This window comes from Azospirillum brasilense (assembly GCF_001315015.1).
GTDB lineage: Bacteria > Pseudomonadota > Alphaproteobacteria > Azospirillales > Azospirillaceae > Azospirillum > Azospirillum brasilense.
In genome coordinates, this window is record NZ_CP012917.1 from 162,980 (window position 1) to 182,104 (window position 19,125).

The window sequence follows — 19,125 nt, forward strand, 5'->3', positions numbered from 1 at the left end:
AACGTTGGGATGAGACTGATTATATAGGCGTTACCCTGTCGGAATAATGAAGGGTCTGCCAAGCCTTCGCTCCACCTCCATGGCGCGTTCCACAGTCATTGGCATACTTGTCTTCTCTGATTGAACTTTTCATACGCGGCCTCTTACTGAAAGATACGTGGTCATGTCCTTGACATACCGTGGTATGAGGATCATTGGCCGATCGATCCCTTATCAGGACCTTGGGAACGACCATCCTCATCTGAGGCAGAGGCTGTGCGGGAGCCAGGACCACTTGCGCATCGTCCGGCGTGACGGAGACCGGAGTGGAAACCGGTGCCGGGCGCGTCGTTACCGTCGGCGCCGCCAGGGCGACTGGAGGAGCGGCCAGGGCGGCGGCCTGCTGACGGCGGGCAGTTTCCGCCTCCTTCTTCTTCTGATGACGGCGATGAGCAATCTCGCGGGCACGGAGCTGCTGTTCCTGGCGCAGGGCCATGGCCAGCCGGCGCAGAGCCGCCATCCCACCGGTCACCGATGCCTGACCGGCGGCAGCCCGGAAATCGCCGACCGTGGGGAAGCGCCGGTAACCAGACCGGAAAGAGGACCAGACGCCACGGAAACCGGCGATCCACTCCTCGGCGGGCCAGCCGGCCATCTCGATAATATCGGCCTCCAGCACATCGGCGTCCGGAAGCTCCAGGCCGAAGCGCGCCGCCAGCTTCTCGATGCCGGTCAGCACATTCTCCACACCGATCGCCGGGCAGGCGCCCTCAAGGGCAGCCTCGACCCGCTCGGCCAGCGCCCCGATCTCCTCCGGCGCGCGATCCGCGATCTCGAAGCGCAGGTCGGCGCGCTCAAGCCGGGCGAGCGAGACGATCGCGCAGGGCAGAGAGGACGCCGGCGTTGCGGGCAGCCACGCCATGTCCGGCGTCTGCGGGGCGGCGCTGACGGAAAGGCTCACGGGAAAGCTCGGCAGGCTGACGGTCATTCTGGTCGCTCCGGTTGGAGGGGCGGCGGGAGGCGGTTGCAAAGGGGACGACGGTGCCTTCGGGTGTTTCGCCGGCTGGTGCCGCGGCGGGGGCGATCAGTTCGCGGGCCACCCATTTGCGCCAGGCGCCGGACGGGTCGGTCGGGCTGTAGCCGTTGCGGACGTTGGCCTTGCGGCACCAGGACACGAACTTGCGGGTCACCGTGGCGGGATCGACCTCCGGCCGGGTCTCCGCGGCCCAGGCCAGATCCGCGGCGTCCGGCTGCCAATCTTCGGCAAGGGCGTCTCGGGTCTTGATGCCCGGAGACCCAACCGATCCCCCCGCCCGGAAGGAGGAGGAGTTTTGAGAATCAGGATTCAGGGGATTCCCAGTCCTTAGGAGTCCGTCAGCCGGCTGACCGGTGGTGTCAACGGGCCGACCGGAAGAGTCGGTGTCCTGGGCGCCCACCAGCGCATAGACCATCCCGCGGAAGCCGCGTTCACGGCGGGCTTCCACCAAGGACAGGTCCGGCGCCTGCAGCTTCGTCAGCACGGCGGACAGCCAGGGACGGCTCTTGCCGAGTTCGGCCGCCAGCTCGTCCTGGACCAGACCGGCGCAGACGCCGGCGGCGTCCGCCCGCGCGTAGAGGCCGGAGAGCACCGCGATTTCCGCAGCTCCGACGCCGGGCGCAGCAATCCATCGCCGGTACAAGGTCGTGTACGGGGTCATTGTCTTCCCATGATCCAGCGCTTCAATCCCGGCGGAAGACAAAGCGGGAGCGTCAGTGGAATCCGCGATTCCACTTGGTTTTCCGGACCTACCCTGGCATCATGAAGTCGCCAAACCGCTGATGCGGGGTCCGGTTCTCCCGGTCTTCCATCGGTTTTCGACACTTCGGTGTGCACGAGGGCACAGGTCGCCAAACCTGTGCCCTTTGTGTTTCCGGAGGTCGCGTCCTCCGCTACGTCATCGTCGCCTCCTTCGGCGTGTCGCGGCTGTTCGGAGCCGCCAGCTGAAAATTCTGGCCCAAAACCCTGGCCCAAAACTCTGGTCCAAAAGCTATCGGTTCGGGCTTTGGTGAGCCCGTTACGCAAGATGTTGTCGTGGCCCCAACAGGCTGTCCACGATTCAAATGCGTGCGTCGGAATCGCTCCGGTTGCGCCGAGGCGGGGTGGTGGAGTCAGTGGAATCAAGGCGTTGAGCCCCCTGGAGGGGTGGCGGACCACGTCTGGGTGTCGCCGTTCTGCCGAGAAACCGGGCGGAAAACGTCGCCGTTCTGCCGAAAGATTCCGGCGCACGGAGGGAAGCGGCGGAGCGTCGGAGTCCGCCGGATGTCGCCGTTCTGCCGAATAATCTGGGCTGTGGCCCCCCGGTGACTCCGGGAATCGGTCGGGAATCGGACTCCGACTCGCGCAACCGAGTGTCGCCGTTCTGCCAATGTGCTCCCTCCGCGAGGCCCTTTGGACCCTCGGGATTCTGGAAAGAGTCAGGGAATCCAAGTCTTTCAGCGCCATTTCGCGGCTTGTCGGGAGTCTGGACCGTCAGAACGCGGACGCTTTCGGCCGGGAAACCCTCCAGCGGGGCACAGCGTCCGGGGGAACTGGCAGAACGGCGACATTCGTCCGCAGGGTCACAGCGTCGTTTCCGGCCAGTGAGGAATCTTTCGGCAGAATGGCGACGTTTGCGCCTGCGTTGTGGAACATGCGGGGCGTATCGGGAATCAATACCGTAACCGCCAGCGGCGCGGCCGGGGAGATTGGGTGCATGGACGACCACAAAACCGACCAGGAGAACGCCGAACTGCTGGACCGCCCGGTCCAGCTGGCGCTGCGGCTGGATTCGCCGCTGCGCGGCGACGTGAACAACGACCGGGCCCTGATGGCCTATTCGCTGTTCGGCCTGTCGAAGGACAAGGTGGAAAGCCTTCCCACCTACGACGACGGCAAGGTGAAGATCGAGGTGCGCGCCCCGCGCGACGTCGGCGTTGCGACGATCTGGGATAAGTCGGTGCTGATCTACGCCGTCTCGCTGCTGCGCGAGAAGATGGCCGAGGGCAAGATGGGCCCGGAGGTCGGCAAGCTGCACTTCACCACCAGCGACCTCCAGCGTATCGTCGGCAAGACCGCCGGGGGCAGCGCCTACGACAAGATCGAAGGGGCGCTGGAGCGGCTGCAGGGCACCCAGATCAAGACCAACCTGGAGGCCGGCGGCGAGGGCGAGAGCGGCGCCTTCTCCTGGATCTCCGACTACAAGCTGCTCTACCGCCGCGGCAAGAAGGACGGCGAGCGGCAGGTGCGCGGCCTCACCCTGGTCCTGTCGAACTGGGTGGTGCGGGCGGCGCTGGGCAACAACCTGCTGACCTATTCGGAAGACTACTTTGCGCTGAAGCCCATCGAGAAGCGGCTCTACGAGATCGCCCGGGCCCATCTGGGCCACGGCACCGCCTTCTGGATGGCGCTGGAGCCGCTGCGCAAGCGGGTCGGCTCCGACAACGACCTGCGCAAGTTCAAGAACGCGCTCGGCCCCGTGCTTCAGGCCGACCGCATCCCCGGCTACGGCGTGCGCATCGTCGAGGCTGCGGAGTACAAGGAGCTGATGACGGGGCGCGGCGCCTCGATCGCCCGCGTGCTGAACGCCGACCTGCCGGTGATCTTCTGGCGCAAGGACGCCGGCGAGCCGGAGAGCTGGATCGACATTCCCAGGGTCGAGTTCGACGAGGTGGTCTGACCGCCCTCCCCTGCCCTATTCGTTCAGCAAAAGATCGCGAAAGGTCCGGGCGGCGTGGCTCAACCCACGCTCGCGGTGGCGCAGCAGGCGGAAGGGGCGCTCGGGCAGCGGGAAGGGCACGCGGTGCAGATGCCCGGCCGCCAGCGCGCCGCGCGCCACCAGATCCGACAGGGCGGTGGCCCCCGCCCCGGCCATGACCGCCGACAGCACCGCCTCGTTCGAGGGCAGCTCCAGCGTCACCGGCAAATCCTCGGGCGCCCTCCCCTGCCCGCGCAGCGCCTCCTCGAACTCGGAACGGGTGCCTGACCCGGCTTCGCGCAGGACCCAGGGGGAGTGGTGCAGCTCCGCCGCCGGCAGGTCGCTCCGTCCGCGCCAGGGGTGACCGTCCCCCACCAGCAGCAGCAGACGGTCGCCGGGCAGAAGGTCCTGATCGAGCAGCGGGTCAGCCACCTCCCCTTCCACCAGACCCAGATCGGCGGCGCCGTCCAGCACGGCCTTGGCGACCTGGGCGGTGTTGGCGGCCTTCACCGCGACGTCGACGTCCGGATAGCGCCGGTGGAACGCCACGAGCCGTTCGGGCAGCCAGTAGCCGGTGATGGTCTGGCTGGCGTGGATGGCGATGCGCCCGCGCTTCAGCGCCGACAGGTCGGCCAGCATGCGCTCCGCCGCCTCGGCGCGGGCGAGCACCGCGACGGCCTCGTTCAGGAACAGGCGTCCGGCCTCCGTCAACTCGATGCGTCGGCCCACCCGGTCGAACAGGCGGACGGCGTGCCGCGCCTCCAGGCTGGAGACGGCGGCGCTGACCGCGGACTGCGTCAGATTCAGGGCGGCAGCCGCCCGCGTCACATGCTGCTGCGCCGCGACCGCCACGAAGATGCGGAGCTGTTCGAGAGTCATCTGGTCCCCCTGCCCCTTCGAACGTTCGGTTTTGCCGAACGATTCGTCCACTATAATCCGTTGGAACGAACGGTCCAGAGGGCGCAGCTTCCCGGCATCGGAATTCGAGGACGCCATGCCGAACGAACTGCTTCCATCGCTCCACCGGACCCTGGGCGCCCTGCTGCCGGGGATTCTGCTCTGCTCCGGCGTGAGCGGCGCGGCGCTGGCCCTGCAAAGCCTGGAAGTGCGGGTTTTCGGGCAGGCTTGGCTGGAGGCGCTGGTCCTGGCAATCCTGCTCGGGGTGGCCCTGCGCAGCGTCTGGGCGCCGGGACGGCGCTGGAAGGCGGGGACGGACTTCAGCGCCAAGACGCTGCTGGAGGTCGCGGTGATGCTGCTGGGCGCCTCCATCGACCCGGAAACGATCCTGGGTGCCGGACCGGGCTTGGTGGCGGGGATCGCCGGGGTGGTCGCCCTGGCCCTGGCGGTCAGCTACGGCATCGGGCGCCTGCTGGGATTGCCGCCGCGCATGGCGGTGCTGGTTGCCTGCGGCAACTCGATCTGCGGCAACTCGGCCATCGCGGCGACGGCGCCGGTGATCGGCGCGCACGGCGACGACGTGGCTGCGGCCATCGCCTTCACGGCGGTGCTCGGCGTTCTGGTGGTGCTGGGTCTGCCGTTGTTGGTGCCGCTGCTCGGCCTCACCCCCATGCAATACGGCGTGTTCGCCGGGCTGACCGTCTACGCGGTGCCGCAGATCCTGGCGGCGACGGCGCCGGTCGGCGCCCTGAGCGTCCAGGTCGGGACTTTGGTGAAGCTGCTGCGCGTGCTGATGCTGGGGCCGGTGGTGGTGGCGCTGGCCCTGATGGCGAAGCCGGAAGGGGGAGAAAAAGGCGCGACGGCCGGCGTGCCGCTGCGCCGGCTGGTGCCCTGGTTCATCCTCGGCTTCCTGGCGCTGGCCGGGCTGCGGGCGGCGGGGCTGATCCCGCACGCCGCCCTGGCAGCCAGCCAGACCGCGGCGGGCGTCTTGACGGTGCTGTCGATGGCCGCGCTGGGGCTCGGGGTGGATGTGCGGATGCTGTCGCGGGCGGGTCTGCGCGTCACCGCGGCGGTGGTGCTGTCGCTGGCGGCGCTCGGCGTCATCGGGCTGGGGCTGATCCGGCTGCTGGGAATCATGTGAGCGTGGATGGCGGCGTATTGGGGCGGCAGCGCTTGCAGGGGCGGAAGCCCGCCGCCTCCGCCGCCGCGGCGTCGGGGTGGAACGCGACGTTTTCCCGCTTGGCCCGTCGCGATGGACAGGACGGCCGGCAATAGACGCCGGTGGTGCGCACCGCGTAGACGAAGCGCCCGTCACCGTCCCGGTCCCGGCGCGCCACCGCGCTCCACATCGCGTCCTCGTCCATGATGCCCTCCCGATCCTGCTTCCGTGATCGTCGCGGATGCCGCGAAGCCGGGCCACCCGTTTCCTGCGCCACGCAAAAAGACGGTTGGCAAAAAAGACGGCCGGCAAAGGTCTGCCGGCCGCGAGGTTCGGGGAGGGAGGGATGCGAAGCGGGCGAGCCTTACTTCTGGATGCCGGTGACCTGCTGCTGGGCCTTGTTGCCGATGCCGGCGGCGAGGTTGGAGACGGTGCCGAGGTTCTGGTTGAACAGGGCGCCCGGCGCGCCGAACTGCATGGCCTTGACCTGCTGCTGGGCGGTGTTGCCGATGCCGACCGCGCTGTTGCTGACGGTGCCGGCGTTGCTGTTGAAGCCGCCCAGAGCGAAGGGCGTCTTCACACCGCCGCCGCCCGCCTGCATGCCGAAGACCTGCTGCTTGGCGGTGTTGCCGACGCCGGCGGCGAGGTTGGAGACGTTGCCCAGGTTGGAGGCGGTGCCGAAGGGCCCGGCCAGCCCGCCGCCTGCCTGGACGCCCATCACCTGCTGCTGCGCCTTGTTCTGGATGCCCGCGGCGGTGTTGGAGATGACCCCCAGGTTGCTGGCGTTGCCGAGCGGGATGCCGCCGGTCATCAGGTCGCCGGCGAAGGCCGGGCCAAAGGAGGCGGCGGAGCAGAGCAGGACGGCGGCGGTGGCGATCAGGGTGGTGCGGCGCATGGTGTGTTTCCTTCCGGTGTCTGGGGGAGTTGGCTGCCGGTTCCGTCTGCGTCGGGGCCCGGCCTGTCCGATGACCAGACACTACGCCCCGCCGCCCTCCCCCGCTGTGGCCTGCGCCACACTGTGAGACAGCTTTTCCGAAAGGCTCTTTCTTCGGCCCAAACCGTTGAGGCACGGGGGATTTCCTGTACGATCCCCCGACGCCTTTTCCGGCACCCGCCCCTGTTCCGTGCGGGGCCACCACAACGATGCGAGACGGCGCAATGCTTCAGACACCCGACCGGCTGGACCCGGAGGTCGTGATTTTCGATTTCGACGGCGTCATCATCGACTCCGTGCCCACCAAGAACGGCGGCTTCGCCATCCTCTACGGCATCGACGATGCGGAGACGGAGGAGCGGATGCGCCAGACGATCTGGCGCAACGGCGGCCTCAGCCGCTTCAAGATGCTGGCGATCCTGGAGCGGGAGATGTTCGGGCGCGACCCCGGCCCGGCGGAGATCGACGATCTGGCCCGTCGCTACGCCGAAATCGTCGATCCGCGCGTTCCCGACTGCGCGCTGATCGCCGGTGCGGAGACGGTGCTGGACCGGTTGGACGGCACGCCCTGCCACCTCGTTTCCGGCACGCCGCACGAGGTGCTGATGGGAACCGTGCGCGCCAAGGGGCTGGAGCGGCATTTCCGCAGCATCACCGGCTCCCCCAACGTGAAGGCGGAGGTCTTCGCGCGCATCGTCGCGGCGGGCGGGCACGACCCGGCGCGGTCGCTCGCCATCGGCGACTCCCTGACCGAGCTGGAGGCGGCCCGCAAGGCCGGCATGGCCTTCGTCGGCGTGGTGTCGGAAGGGCTGCCGAACCCTTTCCCGCCCGACGTGACGGTGGTCGGCGACCTGCACGGGCTCGCCCAACGACTCTGAGCGTGGGATTTGCGGGAAACGGTCGCATTGGGGTATTGTTTATGGGGCCAACAATCCATAAATGATTATGGCATCCTATGACGAAAGGGAGGTCAGTATGCCCGTGCCGAAAGAGGCTGCCGAAGCCGCCCGTGACCGTTATCTGGCGATCCTCAGCGGGTACCCCGGTATGACCCGCGCCGAAGTCACGAAGCTGTCCGACGACTACGCCATCGCGGTCAATTTCGCGTCGGGCATCCCCGACGATCTTCCCAAGGATCTGGACGGCGTGCCGGTGATCGCACGCACCCAGTGACGCTCAGCCGCAGCAATGCTCGGCCGTTGACGCGCAAACGCGACGCCCGGTCCAGACCATGGACCGGGCGTTTCGTATTTTCGGGGCTTACGCCGGGTTGGACGGGGTGGTCGCGTCGGCGCGCTCGGCCGGTCCCTTGTTCATCGCCATCGCCATCATCTGGCTCGCCTGCGCGGTGCAGGTCGCGGCCAGCGTGCGCACCGTCTGGCCGCCTTCGACGAGAAGCCGGCTGAGCATCGGGCCGGGCGCTTCGAAGGTACCGATGAAGACCCGCTCCTCCTCCCCCTTGCCGGCGAATCCGCGCTTGAACAGGTGGACGCCGGGGTTGGCCTGGGCGTTGACGCCGTGCAGGTCGTAGCGCTTCCCGCCGTTGGCCTTCACCCACTGCATCGCCTTCCAATGGACGAGGAAGGCTGCATTCAGCGGCAGTCCGGCCTCCGCGGTGGCCGAGTTCTGCATCAGCGCGGTGTCGCCGAGCAGCGACACCACCACGCCGGCCACCGGCTCGCCGTTGTGGGAGGCCATCACGGCGTGCATCTTCATGCCGTCGGGCAGGGCGCGGTGGACCTTGGTCAGGGTGCGGCTGTCGAAGGCACGGAAGCCCTTGCGGCGCTGCGTCTGGATGAACAGGTCGTCGATCGCGTCGAGGATCTCCGGCGAGGAACCCTCGACGATCTCCAGCCCTGCCCCCTCGGCTTTGGCAAGGCCGCGCCGCCAGTGGCGGGACAGGTCCTTGTGGATCGTCGCCTCGTCGCGGGTCAGGTCCATGATGAAGGTGCGGTAGGGGGCCTTGGCGTCGCTGTGCCGCATCTCCAGCGCCTCCATGGCGGACAGCGCGCGGGCGCCCTCCCCCGCCCCGTCCTCGACGCGCGGCAGGACGCGCAGGAACAGACCGCGCCGGACGCTGTATTCGGCCTTCATCGCTTCCATGATGGCCAGGAACGCTTCCGGATCGGCTGGGCGGCCCTTGGGGCGCCACAGCGGTCCCCACATGACCAGCGCGATGCCGCCGATGCCCGGCACCCGGCGGACCAGCAATTGCGCCGCGGCGATCGGCTGGCCGTCCCGGCGCAGCACGATGTGGCTGAGGTCGCGGCCGGGATGGGCGATGCGCCCAAAATCCCAGGTCTGGAAGATGTTGGCGTCGTCGAATCCGTTCATGACGGTGTACCAGCCGCCGCGGTCCATACGGTCGATTTCGACAGCCGGTGAAGCGTCCAGGCAATCGCCCCCAAATGCGTCGGTGTGAATCTGGCGTTTCCCCAGCGAAGTCACGTCGAGCCTCTCGCGTGGTTGGTCGAATGGGCGCAATCGGGGCGAACGTGGAACCTCGCCCGTCCCGCTTCCCTGGCCGGAGGCCAGAGCCGTCGCATCGTCGAAGGTCGGAACTCCGCGGAAAGTTTTAGACAATTCACGCGCGGCCTACGGTCTTTGCGATCGTCCACAAACAATAGGAGACGCACGGGAAAATCACACAAACCCTGATGGGTTCGCGCAAAATCCCACTGGATTATTCTCTGTGGCTAAGCGCTTTTTCTGGGGATTGTATGGGCTACGCCCGTATCGACGGTTATGTTGCGGCGCAATACGCCCAATTCGACGCCGATTGAGCGGAAATCCGTGCTTCGGCGTTCAGAACATCGTCAGTTGGATGATGCCATCGGCGCGGGCGTGGCGTTCCGCCGCGTTGGCGGCGGCGTCCTGGGCGCCTTCCTGCGATTGGGCGATCCCGACGGCGATGCGCTCCCCGGCCACCGAGACGGTCCAGGTCCAGCGTCCATCGGTCCGCCACGACACTGCCAACTCGCAGCCATGCGCCTGACACACCAGTTGCCGCACCGACCAATTCGCCGCCATTCGCGCAACCCCACAGCCCCGGCGCCTCCTCCGGCCCCGTATGCCTTAGTTATGCACCGGAGAGGCCATGTTCCGCCAGTGCCGGCTGCTCCGGATCTCCGGTAGACACCCATTGCGGGGGTTGGGACGACTTGATAGCTTCCGAGACGACTCCGGCAAAATGGGGCGACGAGGGGGCAATGACCGGCGACGATTTGAAGCTGCTGCGCGAGAGGCGCGGCCTCACCCAGACGCAGATGGCCGCGTTCGTGAACGAACTGACCGGCCGCCGCTACGACAAGCAGCGGCTCAGCAAGTGGGAGACGGGGCGCGAGCCCCTGCCCCGCGACGTGCTGGGCCGTCTGCTGCTGCTGTCCCTGGAGCAGCCGGCGACCGCGACGCCGCGCGCCGGCACGACCATTGCCGTCGGCCTGCAAAAGGGCGGCACGGCCAAGACGGCGACTTCGATCAACGTCGCCTTCATGCTGGCCCGGTCCGGGAATCGCGTGCTGCTGGTGGACGCCGATCCGCAGGGCAACGCCACGGTCCATGTCGGCGTGCCGCAGACCGACGTGGTGGCGCTGACCGAGCAGGGCAGGGTGCTCTACCACGCATTGATGGGCAAGGCGAAGCTGGCCGAGGTCATACGCCCGACCAGCGTGGAAGGGTTGGATGTCGTGCCGTCGAGCATTGCGCTCGCCAGCGCCGACACGGAACTTCCCGGCAACCTGACCAACGCCCAGACCGCCATGGCGGAGATGCTGGACGCGGTGCGGGGCGAGTACGACTTCATTCTGATCGACTGCGCGCCGAACCTGGGGGCGGTCACCATCAACGCGCTGACCGCGGCGGACTATGTGCTGATCCCCTGCCAGGCGGAGCCGCACGCCATTCTGGGCGTGAACGCCTTCCTGGACACGGTGACGAAGATCCAGCGGCGGCTGAACCCGAACCTGCGGATTCTGGGCGTGCTGCCGACCATGCTCAATCCCCGCCAGACGCAGGATCGCTCTTCGCTGGAGGACATCGGCCGGCTGTGGGGCGAGGATTACCGGGTCTTCCCGCCGGTGCCGCGCGCGACGATCTACGCGCAGGCCGCCGGTGCCAACGTCATCACGCTCGACGCCGACATCGGTGCGCCGGGCGTGGAAAGCTACGCCGCCATCGCCGGTGCCCTTCTGAAGGCCACCGGACGCGTGCAGGAGTCGTCCGATGCCGCCTAAGAAGCTGACCCGCCAGACCGCCGCCACGGTGCTGCAAGCGAAGAACACCGCCCCCGCCCTGGAGACCGACCGGCTGTTCGGGCTGACCGGCGCTCTGCCCCGGCTGATCGAGGCCGACGTCGCTGCCATCCGCACCGACCCCAATCAGCCGCGCACCGTCTTCGACGAGACGGCGCTCGCCTCGCTGGCCGCCTCCATCGAGCGGCACGGGCTCCAGCAGCCGGTGCTGGTGCAGGAGACGGCGGAGAAGGGCGTCTACCGCCTCGTGGCCGGCGAGCGCCGCCTGCGCGCCCACCAGATGCTCGGCCGTCCGACCATCGCCGCCATCATCACCAAGGGCAAGGCGGAGGAGATCGCGCTGATCGAGAACGTCCAGCGCGTGGATCTGGACGCCATCGATCTGGCCCGCGGCCTGACCCAACTCATCGACAGCCACGGCTACGCTCAGGCGGAGGTTGCCGCGGTGCTCGGCTGTTCGGAGGCCGAGGTGTCGAAGCGACTGAAGGTGCTGGACCTGCCCACCGACATCCTCCGCGAGTACCGGGAGAACCCTGACGCGGTGTCCCGCTCGGCCCTGGTCGAGCTGGCCTTCGTCGGCGATGAAGGGGAGGTGCGGCGGCTGTGGCAGTCGGCGCGCACCGGCGGGCTGACGGTGCAGTCGGTGCGCGCGGCGCGGGCGTCCAAGGCACCGGGGACGGCGGAACCGATGCGCGTGCTGGGCCGCTCGATCAACCGCATCGAGAAGGAGCTGAAGGCCATCGACGCGGTCAGCAACGCGATGCAGAAGGAGCATCGGGAATTGCTGCGGGATCTGCGGATGCGCATCGACGATCTGCTGGGGGAGTGACCGCTTTCGATTTCGAAAGCGTCTTTAGGTTGCAAGAAAATGGCTTTCTATACAACTTATAAGAGCTTTCGAAGTCGAAATGCGCAACGCCATTGGGGGCCATTTTCGCAGAGTTTTGCCCCCTCCCCAACCCTCCCTTGCTCCCGGCGGACCAAAGGTCCGCCTGCCACGTCAGCGCAAACCTTTGGTTTGCGCGAGAGCTTCGCGGGAGAGGGGGCCTTCCGCGAAGCGGGGGAGGGTTAGGGAGGGGCAAAACTCTTACTCCCTGCACAACGAAGAAGGGGGAGCCGGTGCAGGCCGGCTCCCCCTTCTTCCATTCTGGAAGCACCGCGTCGGCGGCGCAGCGCCTCGGCTTACACGGCCTGCTGCGGGCGCATGTCCGCCGGGTCGATGCCGGCGATCGCCACCGGCTTCTTCATGGCGTCGCGGCGGAACGGCTCGCCCAGCTCCTGGTTCAGGATCACCTCGACGAAGGTGGTGATGCCGCGGCCCTGGTCCTCGATGGCCTGGCGCAGGGCGGCGGTCACCTCGTCCTGGGTGCGCGCGGTGACGCCCTTCAGGCCGCAACCCTCAGCCACCTTGGCGTAGCTGAGCTTGGGGTTCAGCTCCGTGCCGACGAAGTTGTTGTCGTACCACAGCGTCGTGTTGCGCTTCTCCGCCCCCCATTGGAAGTTCCGGAAGATCACCATGGTGATCGCCGGCCATCCTTCGCGCCCGATGGAGGACATCTCGTTCATCGAGATGCCGAAGGCGCCGTCACCGGCGAAGCCGACCACCGGTGTGTTCGGGCTGCCGATCTTCGCGCCGACGATCGACGGGAAGCCGTAGCCGCAGGGGCCGAACATGCCCGGCGCCAGATACTTCCGCCCCTCCTCGAAGGTGGGGTAGGCGTTGCCGATGGCGCAGTTGTTGCCGATGTCCGTGGAGAGGATGGCGTCGGCGGGGAGGGCGGCCTGGATGGCCCGCCACGCCTGACGCGGCGACATGCGGTCGGACTCGCGCTCGCGGGCCTCGGCGTTCCAGCTCGTTCCGGGATCGTCCTCCTCGTGGTCGAGCGAGGACAGGAGCTGAAGCCACGCCGACTTGGTCTGGTGGATCAAGGCGCGGCGCTCCAGCCGGTCCGTGTCCCCGGCGCCGGGAGCGAGCTGCGCCAGGATCTGCTGGGCCACCTGCTTGGCGTCGCCGCAGATGCCGACCGACACCTTCTTGGTCAGGCCGATGCGGTCGGGGTTGATGTCCACCTGGATGATTTGTGCGCCCTTCGGCCAATAGTCGATGCCGTAGCCGGGCAGGGTGGAGAAGGGGTTGAGCCGGGTGCCGAGCGCCAGCACGACGTCGGCCTTGGCGATCAGCTCCATCGCCGCCTTGGACCCGTTGTAGCCGAGCGGCCCGACCGACAGCGGGTGGCTGCCGGGAAAGGCGTCGTTGTGCTGGTAGCCGCAGCAGACCGGTGCGTCCAGCCGTTCCGCAAGCGCGATGCTGTCCGGAATGGCCCCGCCGATCACCACCCCGGCGCCGTTCAGGATGACCGGGAATTTCGCCTCCGACAGCAGGCGGGCCGCCTCGGCGATGGCCTGCCGCCCGCCCGCCGGGCGCTCCAGCCGGACGATCTGCGGCAGCTCGACGTCGATCACCTGGGTCCAGAAGTCGCGCGGCACGTTGATCTGCGCCGGGGCGCAGCCGCGCCACGCCTTTTCGATGACGCGGTTCAGGACCTCGGCCATGCGGCTGGGGTCGCGCACCTCCTCCTGGTAGCAGACCATCTCCTTGAACATGGCCATCTGCTCGACCTCCTGGAAACCGCCCTGGCCGATGGTCTTGTTGGCGGCCTGCGGCGTCACCAGCAGCATCGGCGTGTGGTTCCAGTAGGCCGTCTTGATGGAGGTGATGAAGCCGGTCACGCCGGGGCCGTTCTGGGCGATGGCCATGGCCATCTCGCCGGTGACGCGGCTGTAGCCGTCGCAGATCAGCGCGGCGTTGGTCTCGTGCGCGCAGTCCCAGAACCGGATGCCGGCCTTGGGGAACAGGTCGGAGACCGGCATCATGGCCGATCCGATGATCCCGAAGGCGTGCCGGATGCCGTGCATCTGAAGGACCTTCACGAACGCTTCCTCGGTGGTCATTTTCATGGTGCGCATCCTCGTTGCATGGATTGGGGGGTAGGGCGTTGGAGCGGTCAGCCGGCGATCACGCGCGGCATGGCCCGCTCGCCGGGGCCGGGACAGATGGCTGGCCGGTGCACGGCGATCAGGGGGGCGTAGCCGTCGTCCCCTTCCGGCATCGGCATGGCGAACCAGCGGTAATGGCGGCCGCTCCAGACGAGCAGCCCGTGGCTCAGGCCGTGGCTGTCCACCGCGAAGCGGTCGATCAGGCGTCCGGCGAGGCCGGCGGACAGCGGCTCGTAGACGACGCCGGAGCCGGAGCGGAAGCCCACGCGGGGGCAGGAGGGGGAGCCGCAGATGTAGAGGCTCCGGGCATCCATCGCCCTGGCGCGGGTCATCAGGAAGGCCAGGGCGGAGCCGTGATCGGTATGGCCATGCGGCATCTCTGTTCCTTTCCTGTGGTGGGTGGTTGAAGAGGCGAGATCAGGCTTCCCCGGCGCCGTAGAAGAGGGTCACCGTGTGCTTCGCCTCCGCGAAGAAGAGCCAGCGCTCGGCGATCACCCCCAGGGCGGCGGCGGCGGCGGCCAGCAGCGCCAGCGTGCCGGAGAGGGCGCCGGGACCGGCGAACAGCGCGCCGAGGCTCAGCGCCGCCGGCAGGGCGAAGGCGGCGAGGCGGGTGATGAGGCGCAGGCGGATAGCGTGGCGGCGCCCGACGCGGAAGCCCATTTCCTTGAGCAGGTAGTTGTCCTCGCTGTGCGGAGCGTCGAGCAGGCGGACCCGCCCGATGTGGCCCAGCCCGGTCGCCGTCTCCGCCGTGCTGATGGGACGGGCGGTGGCGCAGTGCCGCCAATGCCCCTCCTTTGCCGCCCAGGCCAGCGCCACCGACGCCAGCGCCAGCAGGGAAGACCAGCCCGCCGCCTGTCCCGCCACACCCAGCAGCGCGTTCAGCAGCAGCGCCCCGGTCATCAGCGACAGCGCCAAGTACGTGCGGGGCACCCAGGGGTTGGCCCATTGACGGATCGGCTTCAGCGAGGCGTAGATCATCGCCGTGCAGTAGACGGTGACCGCCGCCATCGCCGCGGTGATCCAGCCGGCCACGCCCGCCACGCCGCCCCCCAGGAAGAACCAGGCGATGGCGAAGACGCCCGCCGGCAGGAAGGTGGCGACCGCGGCCACGCCTTCGCGCGACAGCCAGGAGCTGCGCCATTGCGACAGCGCCCGCCACGCCCGCTCCGGCCGGCCGAGATGGGCCAGCGAGGAGAGCAGCCCGGCGACCACCAGCCCCAGGGCGAGGGCGAGGGCGGCGAGGCTGAACAGCGGGCTCGCCGGTAGCAGGCCGAAGGGCGCCAGCAGGCCGAGCAGGGCGAGCAGGCCGTAGCCGGCGCCCGCCGCGCTCGTGAAGAAGATGATGGAGAAGGCCGGATGCATGGAACTCCCTCCCTCAGCGCGCCAGGATGCGGTCGGCCCATTTCAGCAGGCCGTGGAGCGGCAAATCGTCGTTGGCGCTGTCCCCGGTGACGCGCTCGTCGAGCGTCAGGGTGGGGCGGGGCCGGGGCGGCAGATACTTGTTGGTCGGCTCGTAGCCCAGCTCCGGCATCAGGTCGTAGCCGCCGCGCTCCGCCACCAGCTTCGAGACGGCGGAGGCCGGGTCGGCGAGGTCGCCGAAATGACGCGCCGAGGTCGGGCAGACCATGACGCAGGCCGGCACCCGCTCCGATTCCGCCAGCGTCTCGTTGTGGATGCGGTCGATGCACAGCGTGCATTTCTTCATCACGCCGACGTCCTGGTCGAACTCCCGCGCGCCGTAGGGGCAGGCCCAGGAGCACAGCTTGCAGCCGATGCACAAATCCTCGTTGACCAGCACGATGCCGTCCTCGGCCCGCTTGTAGGAGGCGCCGGTCGGGCAGACGGTCACGCAGGCCGGCTGTTCGCAATGGAGGCAGGAGCGCGGGAAGTTGGTGGTGCGCGACCCGCAGCCGCTCTCCCCGGTTCCCGCTTCGAAGCTGTGGATGCGGTTGAACCACACCCCGTCCGGGCCGGCGCCGTAGGCGTCGTAATCGGTCAGCGGCGCCATGTGGCCGCCGTCGTTCCACTGTTTGCAGGCCACCGCGCAGGCGTGGCAGCCGACGCAGGTGTCGAGGTCGATGACCAGCCCCAGCCGAGGGGCGCCGGGCTCGCGGTTGGGAAGGCTCGTCATGACCGGACCCCCCGAGACGCGGACCGGAAGGCGGCACCGGTGCGCAGGATGGCCGGCGGCGGTTCGACGCCCGGCGGCATGGCCTGGGCGGGGAAGCGCGGCATCGTCTCGGCCCGCTCCTTCGGTGGCGCCTTCTCGACGCGGACGCGCAGGTCGTACCAGGCGGCCTGTCCGGTCACCGGGTCGGCGTTGGAATGGCGGTAGCCGTTGCGCTCCGGCAGCAGTTCCGAAATCAGGTGGTTGAGCAAGAAGCCCTTGGTCCCCTCCGGAGCGTCGGTGGACAGGTTCCAGGCGCCGGAGCGCTTGCCGATGGCATTCCAGGTCCACACCGTCCCGGCCTCCACGCCATCCATCAATTGGACCGGCACCCGGATGCGCCCGGTCGGGCTGGTCACCCAGGCCCAGTCGCCGTCGGCGAGGCCGAGCGCCTCCGCGGTGGAGCGCGCGATGTAGAGGCTGTTGCGCGCCAGGATCTGCCGCAGCCAAGCGTTCTGCGATCCCCAGGAATGGTACATGGGCATCGGGCGCTGGGTGACGGCGTGCAGCGGGAAGGCGCCCTCGTCCAGCCCCTCCTCCTCCAGCGGCGGGTACCAGAAGGGCAGGGGGTCGAAGTAGGTCTCCACCCGCTGCCGCTTGTCGGCGGGCGGCACCACCGCGCCGTGCCCGCGCGCGGCGAGGCGGAATTTCTGGAGCGGCTCGACGTAGAGCTGGAGGATCACCGGCTCCGGCTTGTCGAGGAAGCCCATGCGGGTGGCGGTCTCCAGATAGGCTTGGTTGGCGTGCTTGAAATAATGCTGCTCCGGCGGCAGCTCGAAATGCCAGAAGCAGCCGTTGCGGACGTAGCGGTCGAGCTGGTCCGGGTTGGGCGCGCCCTTGCCGGCTGCTTTGCCGTCGGCGCCGCGCCAACCGGCCAGCGGGCCGATGCCGGGTTTGCGCTCGTGGTTGGTCATGTAGTCGGGGTAGCCACCGGGGTAGCGCGGGCTGCCGTCCTCCCGGACGAAGGCGGGCAGGCCGAGCCGCGCGCCCAGCTCGATCAGCACGTCCTGGAAGGGCCGCACGTCGCGGTCGGGGGTCAGCACCGGCTGGCGGATGGAATCGCCGGGGCCGTGCGCGCTGCCGATCGGGCGGTCGAGCAGGGAGATGCAGTCCCACCGCTCCAGATAGGTGGTGTCGGCCAGCACGAGGTCGGCGTAGGCCACCATCTCCGACGCATAGGCATCGCAATAGACGATGAAGGGGATGCGGTACTCGCCGGTGTCGGGGTCCTTGTCGGACAGCATCCGCATCGTCTCGGACGTGTTCATCGACGAGTTCCAGGCCATGTTGGCCATGTACATGAACAGCGTGTCGACGCGGTACGGGTCGCCCTCCCAGGCGTTGGCGACCACCATGTGCATCAGCCCGTGCACCGACAGCGGCGCGTCCCAGCTGAAGGCCTTGTCGATGCGCAGCGGCTGCCCGTCCTCGCCGACCAGCAGGTCCTCCGGCCCCATCGGGTAGCCGAGCGGCATCCCGTGGATGGCCTTGCCAGGGCCGGTCTCGCCGCGCTTGCCGGCGGGTTTGGGGCCGGGCGGGGCGGGGCGGGGGTAGGGCGACTTGTAGCGCCAGCCGCCCGGCACGTCGATGGTGCCCAGCAGGACCTGCAGGATGTGGATGGCCCGGCAGGTGTGGAAGCCGTTGGAATGGGCGGAGATGCCGCGCATGGCGTGCATGGCGATGGGTCGCCCGACCATCCGCTCGTGGCGCCGCCCGGCCCAGTCGGTCCAGGGCTGCTCGATGGTCAGCGTCTCCTGGAAGGCGAGGTGGGCCATCTCGGCGGCAATGCGGCGGATGGTGTCGGCGGGAACACCGCAGCGTTCGGCCACCGCCTCCGGGGCGTGCTGCGGGTCGAGGTAGCGCTCGGCCAGCAGATGGAAGGAGGGCACGGCCCGCCGCCCGTCCGGCAGGGTGACGGCGCCGACCAGCGCCGGGCGGATATCGGCGGCGGTGGCCGGAACGGCGCGCTGCTCCACCGCGTCCCAGGCCAGCGGGGCGCCGTCGGCGTCGCGGGCGAACAGGCCGTCGTCGGGGGCGCCGGGGTCCTGGATGACCAGCCAGGGGGCGTTGGTGTAACGGACCAGATACTCGGCGTCGATGCGGTCGGCGCGCAGAAGCTCGTGGATCAGGGCGAAGACGAACAGACCGTCGCTGCCCGGACGGATGCCGACCCATTCGTCGGCGATGGCGGAATAGCCGGTCTTGATCGGGTTGACGGAGACGATCTTGGCGCCGCGCGCCTTCATCTTCGACAGGCCGATCTTGATCGGGTTGCTGTCATGGTCCTCGGCCACGCCGAACAGCAGCAGGTAGCGGGTGTGGTCCCAGTCCGGCTCCCCGAACTCCCAGAAGCTGCCGCCCAGCGTGTACATGCCCGCCGCCGCCATGTTGACCGAGCAGAAGCCGCCATGCGCCGCGAAGTTGGGCGTGCCGAACTGCGCCGCCCAGAATCCGGTCAGCGACTGGCTCTGGTCGCGCCCGGTGAAGAAGGCGAGCTTGCTGGGGTCGTTGTCGCGGATCTTGCCGAGACGCTCGGTCAGGATGGTCAGCGCCTCGTCCCACTCGATCTCGCGGAATTCGCCGGTGCCGCGCTCCCCGGTGCGCAGCAGGGGCTTGCGCAGCTTGGCCGGGGAGTTCTGGGTCATGATGCCGGCGGACCCCTTGGCGCAGATCACGCCGTGGTTCACCGGATGGTCCTTGTTCCCCTCGATGAAGCGGAGCTGGCCGTCCTTGATGTGCACTTTGATGCCGCAGCGGCAGGCGCACATGTAGCAGGTGGTGTATTTGACCGTGTCGGAGACGGTCGGCGAGGGGTCGATGTCCTCGCGCGGCGACTGGTAGCGGTCGAGCCAGCCGCGCGCGTCCTCGGGCGCCGCCGGCCCGCTCCTTCGCTGGAAGCCCTGGGTGAAGGCGAACCCGCGCGCGCGCTGGCCGCCGACGTCGTCGATCTTCGCCATCCTGTTCCGTTCCCTTCCGGAATGCCTCCCCCGTTCTCTCCCGGCGGGGGGCCGGGAGAGGGGGCGGTGCTG

17 protein-coding genes and 1 pseudogene are annotated in these 19,125 nt (G+C 68.6%); 6 read left to right on the forward strand and 12 right to left on the reverse strand.

The features are described 5' to 3' along the window. Nucleotides 1-19: 19 nt before the first annotated feature. Complete coding sequence (locus AMK58_RS31575) at nucleotides 20-940, reverse strand: hypothetical protein (RefSeq protein ID WP_236778379.1); 921 nt, start codon at nucleotides 938-940, stop codon at nucleotides 20-22. Further along, nucleotides 834-1,676, reverse strand: a complete 843-nt coding sequence (locus AMK58_RS25630; protein ID WP_035683100.1) for a hypothetical protein — start codon at nucleotides 1,674-1,676, stop codon at nucleotides 834-836. The genes AMK58_RS31575 and AMK58_RS25630 overlap by 107 nt, the downstream gene beginning before the upstream one ends. Nucleotides 1,677-2,711: 1,035 nt before the next feature. Between AMK58_RS25630 and AMK58_RS25635 the strand changes: the two genes are divergently transcribed. Then, a complete protein-coding gene (locus tag AMK58_RS25635; protein WP_035683098.1) occupies nucleotides 2,712-3,674 on the forward strand; it encodes a replication initiator protein A in 963 nt (320 codons plus the stop codon). A gap of 15 nt (nucleotides 3,675-3,689) precedes the next feature. Here AMK58_RS25635 and AMK58_RS25640 read toward each other — a convergent pair whose 3' ends face one another. After that, nucleotides 3,690-4,571, reverse strand: coding sequence for a LysR family transcriptional regulator (locus tag AMK58_RS25640; RefSeq protein WP_035683130.1), 882 nt, complete (start codon nucleotides 4,569-4,571; stop codon nucleotides 3,690-3,692). A gap of 115 nt (nucleotides 4,572-4,686) precedes the next feature. Between AMK58_RS25640 and AMK58_RS25645 the strand changes: the two genes are divergently transcribed. Continuing rightward, nucleotides 4,687-5,730, forward strand: a complete 1,044-nt coding sequence (locus AMK58_RS25645) for a YeiH family protein (protein ID WP_035683096.1) — start codon at nucleotides 4,687-4,689, stop codon at nucleotides 5,728-5,730. A 16-nt stretch (nucleotides 5,731-5,746) separates the two neighbouring features. Here the strand turns inward: AMK58_RS25645 and AMK58_RS25650 are convergent. After that, nucleotides 5,747-5,953: pseudogene (locus AMK58_RS25650) on the reverse strand (Ada metal-binding domain-containing protein); the annotation flags it as partial. A 159-nt stretch (nucleotides 5,954-6,112) separates the two neighbouring features. Continuing rightward, nucleotides 6,113-6,643, reverse strand: coding sequence for a hypothetical protein (locus AMK58_RS25655; protein ID WP_059399625.1), 531 nt, complete (start codon nucleotides 6,641-6,643; stop codon nucleotides 6,113-6,115). Between the two features lie 263 nt (nucleotides 6,644-6,906). Here AMK58_RS25655 and AMK58_RS25660 point away from each other — a divergent pair, with 263 nt between their 5' ends. After that, a complete protein-coding gene (locus tag AMK58_RS25660; protein ID WP_035683085.1) occupies nucleotides 6,907-7,560 on the forward strand; it encodes an HAD family hydrolase in 654 nt (217 codons plus the stop codon). A 97-nt stretch (nucleotides 7,561-7,657) separates the two neighbouring features. Then, complete coding sequence (locus AMK58_RS25665; RefSeq protein WP_035683083.1) at nucleotides 7,658-7,855, forward strand: hypothetical protein; 198 nt, start codon at nucleotides 7,658-7,660, stop codon at nucleotides 7,853-7,855. Between the two features lie 87 nt (nucleotides 7,856-7,942). Here AMK58_RS25665 and AMK58_RS25670 read toward each other — a convergent pair whose 3' ends face one another. Both AMK58_RS25670 and AMK58_RS25675 read right to left on the reverse strand, forming a co-directional pair. Next, nucleotides 7,943-9,043 (reverse strand): lipid II:glycine glycyltransferase FemX, encoded by a 1,101-nt coding sequence (locus AMK58_RS25670; RefSeq protein WP_035683081.1) that lies wholly within the window; start codon nucleotides 9,041-9,043, stop codon nucleotides 7,943-7,945. A 444-nt stretch (nucleotides 9,044-9,487) separates the two neighbouring features. Beyond that, the gene (locus tag AMK58_RS25675) at nucleotides 9,488-9,712 is read right to left on the reverse strand and encodes a hypothetical protein (protein WP_014200230.1); all 225 of its coding nucleotides are present in this window, start codon (nucleotides 9,710-9,712) and stop codon (nucleotides 9,488-9,490) included. A 179-nt stretch (nucleotides 9,713-9,891) separates the two neighbouring features. Here AMK58_RS25675 and AMK58_RS25680 point away from each other — a divergent pair, with 179 nt between their 5' ends. Further along, nucleotides 9,892-10,914 carry an AAA family ATPase gene (locus AMK58_RS25680; protein WP_035683079.1) on the forward strand — a complete coding sequence of 341 codons (1,023 nt, stop codon included), beginning with the start codon at nucleotides 9,892-9,894 and terminating at the stop codon, nucleotides 10,912-10,914. Further along, on the forward strand, nucleotides 10,904-11,761 hold the full coding sequence (locus tag AMK58_RS25685) for a ParB/RepB/Spo0J family partition protein (protein ID WP_035683077.1): 858 nt from the start codon (nucleotides 10,904-10,906) through the stop codon (nucleotides 11,759-11,761). The genes AMK58_RS25680 and AMK58_RS25685 overlap by 11 nt, the downstream gene beginning before the upstream one ends. A 353-nt stretch (nucleotides 11,762-12,114) precedes the next feature. Here AMK58_RS25685 and xsc read toward each other — a convergent pair whose 3' ends face one another. Genes xsc through AMK58_RS25710 form a run of 5 tightly spaced genes read right to left on the reverse strand, consistent with a single transcriptional unit; the run spans nucleotide 12,115 to nucleotide 19,053 of the window. Continuing rightward, nucleotides 12,115-13,890 carry a sulfoacetaldehyde acetyltransferase gene (xsc, locus tag AMK58_RS25690; protein ID WP_035683075.1) on the reverse strand — a complete coding sequence of 592 codons (1,776 nt, stop codon included), beginning with the start codon at nucleotides 13,888-13,890 and terminating at the stop codon, nucleotides 12,115-12,117. A 47-nt stretch (nucleotides 13,891-13,937) separates the two neighbouring features. After that, on the reverse strand, nucleotides 13,938-14,306 hold the full coding sequence (locus AMK58_RS25695) for a hypothetical protein (RefSeq protein ID WP_035683073.1): 369 nt from the start codon (nucleotides 14,304-14,306) through the stop codon (nucleotides 13,938-13,940). A 40-nt stretch (nucleotides 14,307-14,346) separates the two neighbouring features. Next, nucleotides 14,347-15,291, reverse strand: a complete 945-nt coding sequence (locus AMK58_RS25700; protein WP_035683071.1) for a dimethyl sulfoxide reductase anchor subunit family protein — start codon at nucleotides 15,289-15,291, stop codon at nucleotides 14,347-14,349. A 13-nt stretch (nucleotides 15,292-15,304) separates the two neighbouring features. Continuing rightward, nucleotides 15,305-16,060, reverse strand: coding sequence for a 4Fe-4S dicluster domain-containing protein (locus tag AMK58_RS25705; protein ID WP_059399626.1), 756 nt, complete (start codon nucleotides 16,058-16,060; stop codon nucleotides 15,305-15,307). Next, nucleotides 16,057-19,053 carry a molybdopterin oxidoreductase family protein gene (locus AMK58_RS25710; RefSeq protein ID WP_079285681.1) on the reverse strand — a complete coding sequence of 999 codons (2,997 nt, stop codon included), beginning with the start codon at nucleotides 19,051-19,053 and terminating at the stop codon, nucleotides 16,057-16,059. Before AMK58_RS25710 ends, AMK58_RS25705 begins: the two co-directional genes overlap by 4 nt. Nucleotides 19,054-19,125: the final 72 nt, after the last annotated feature.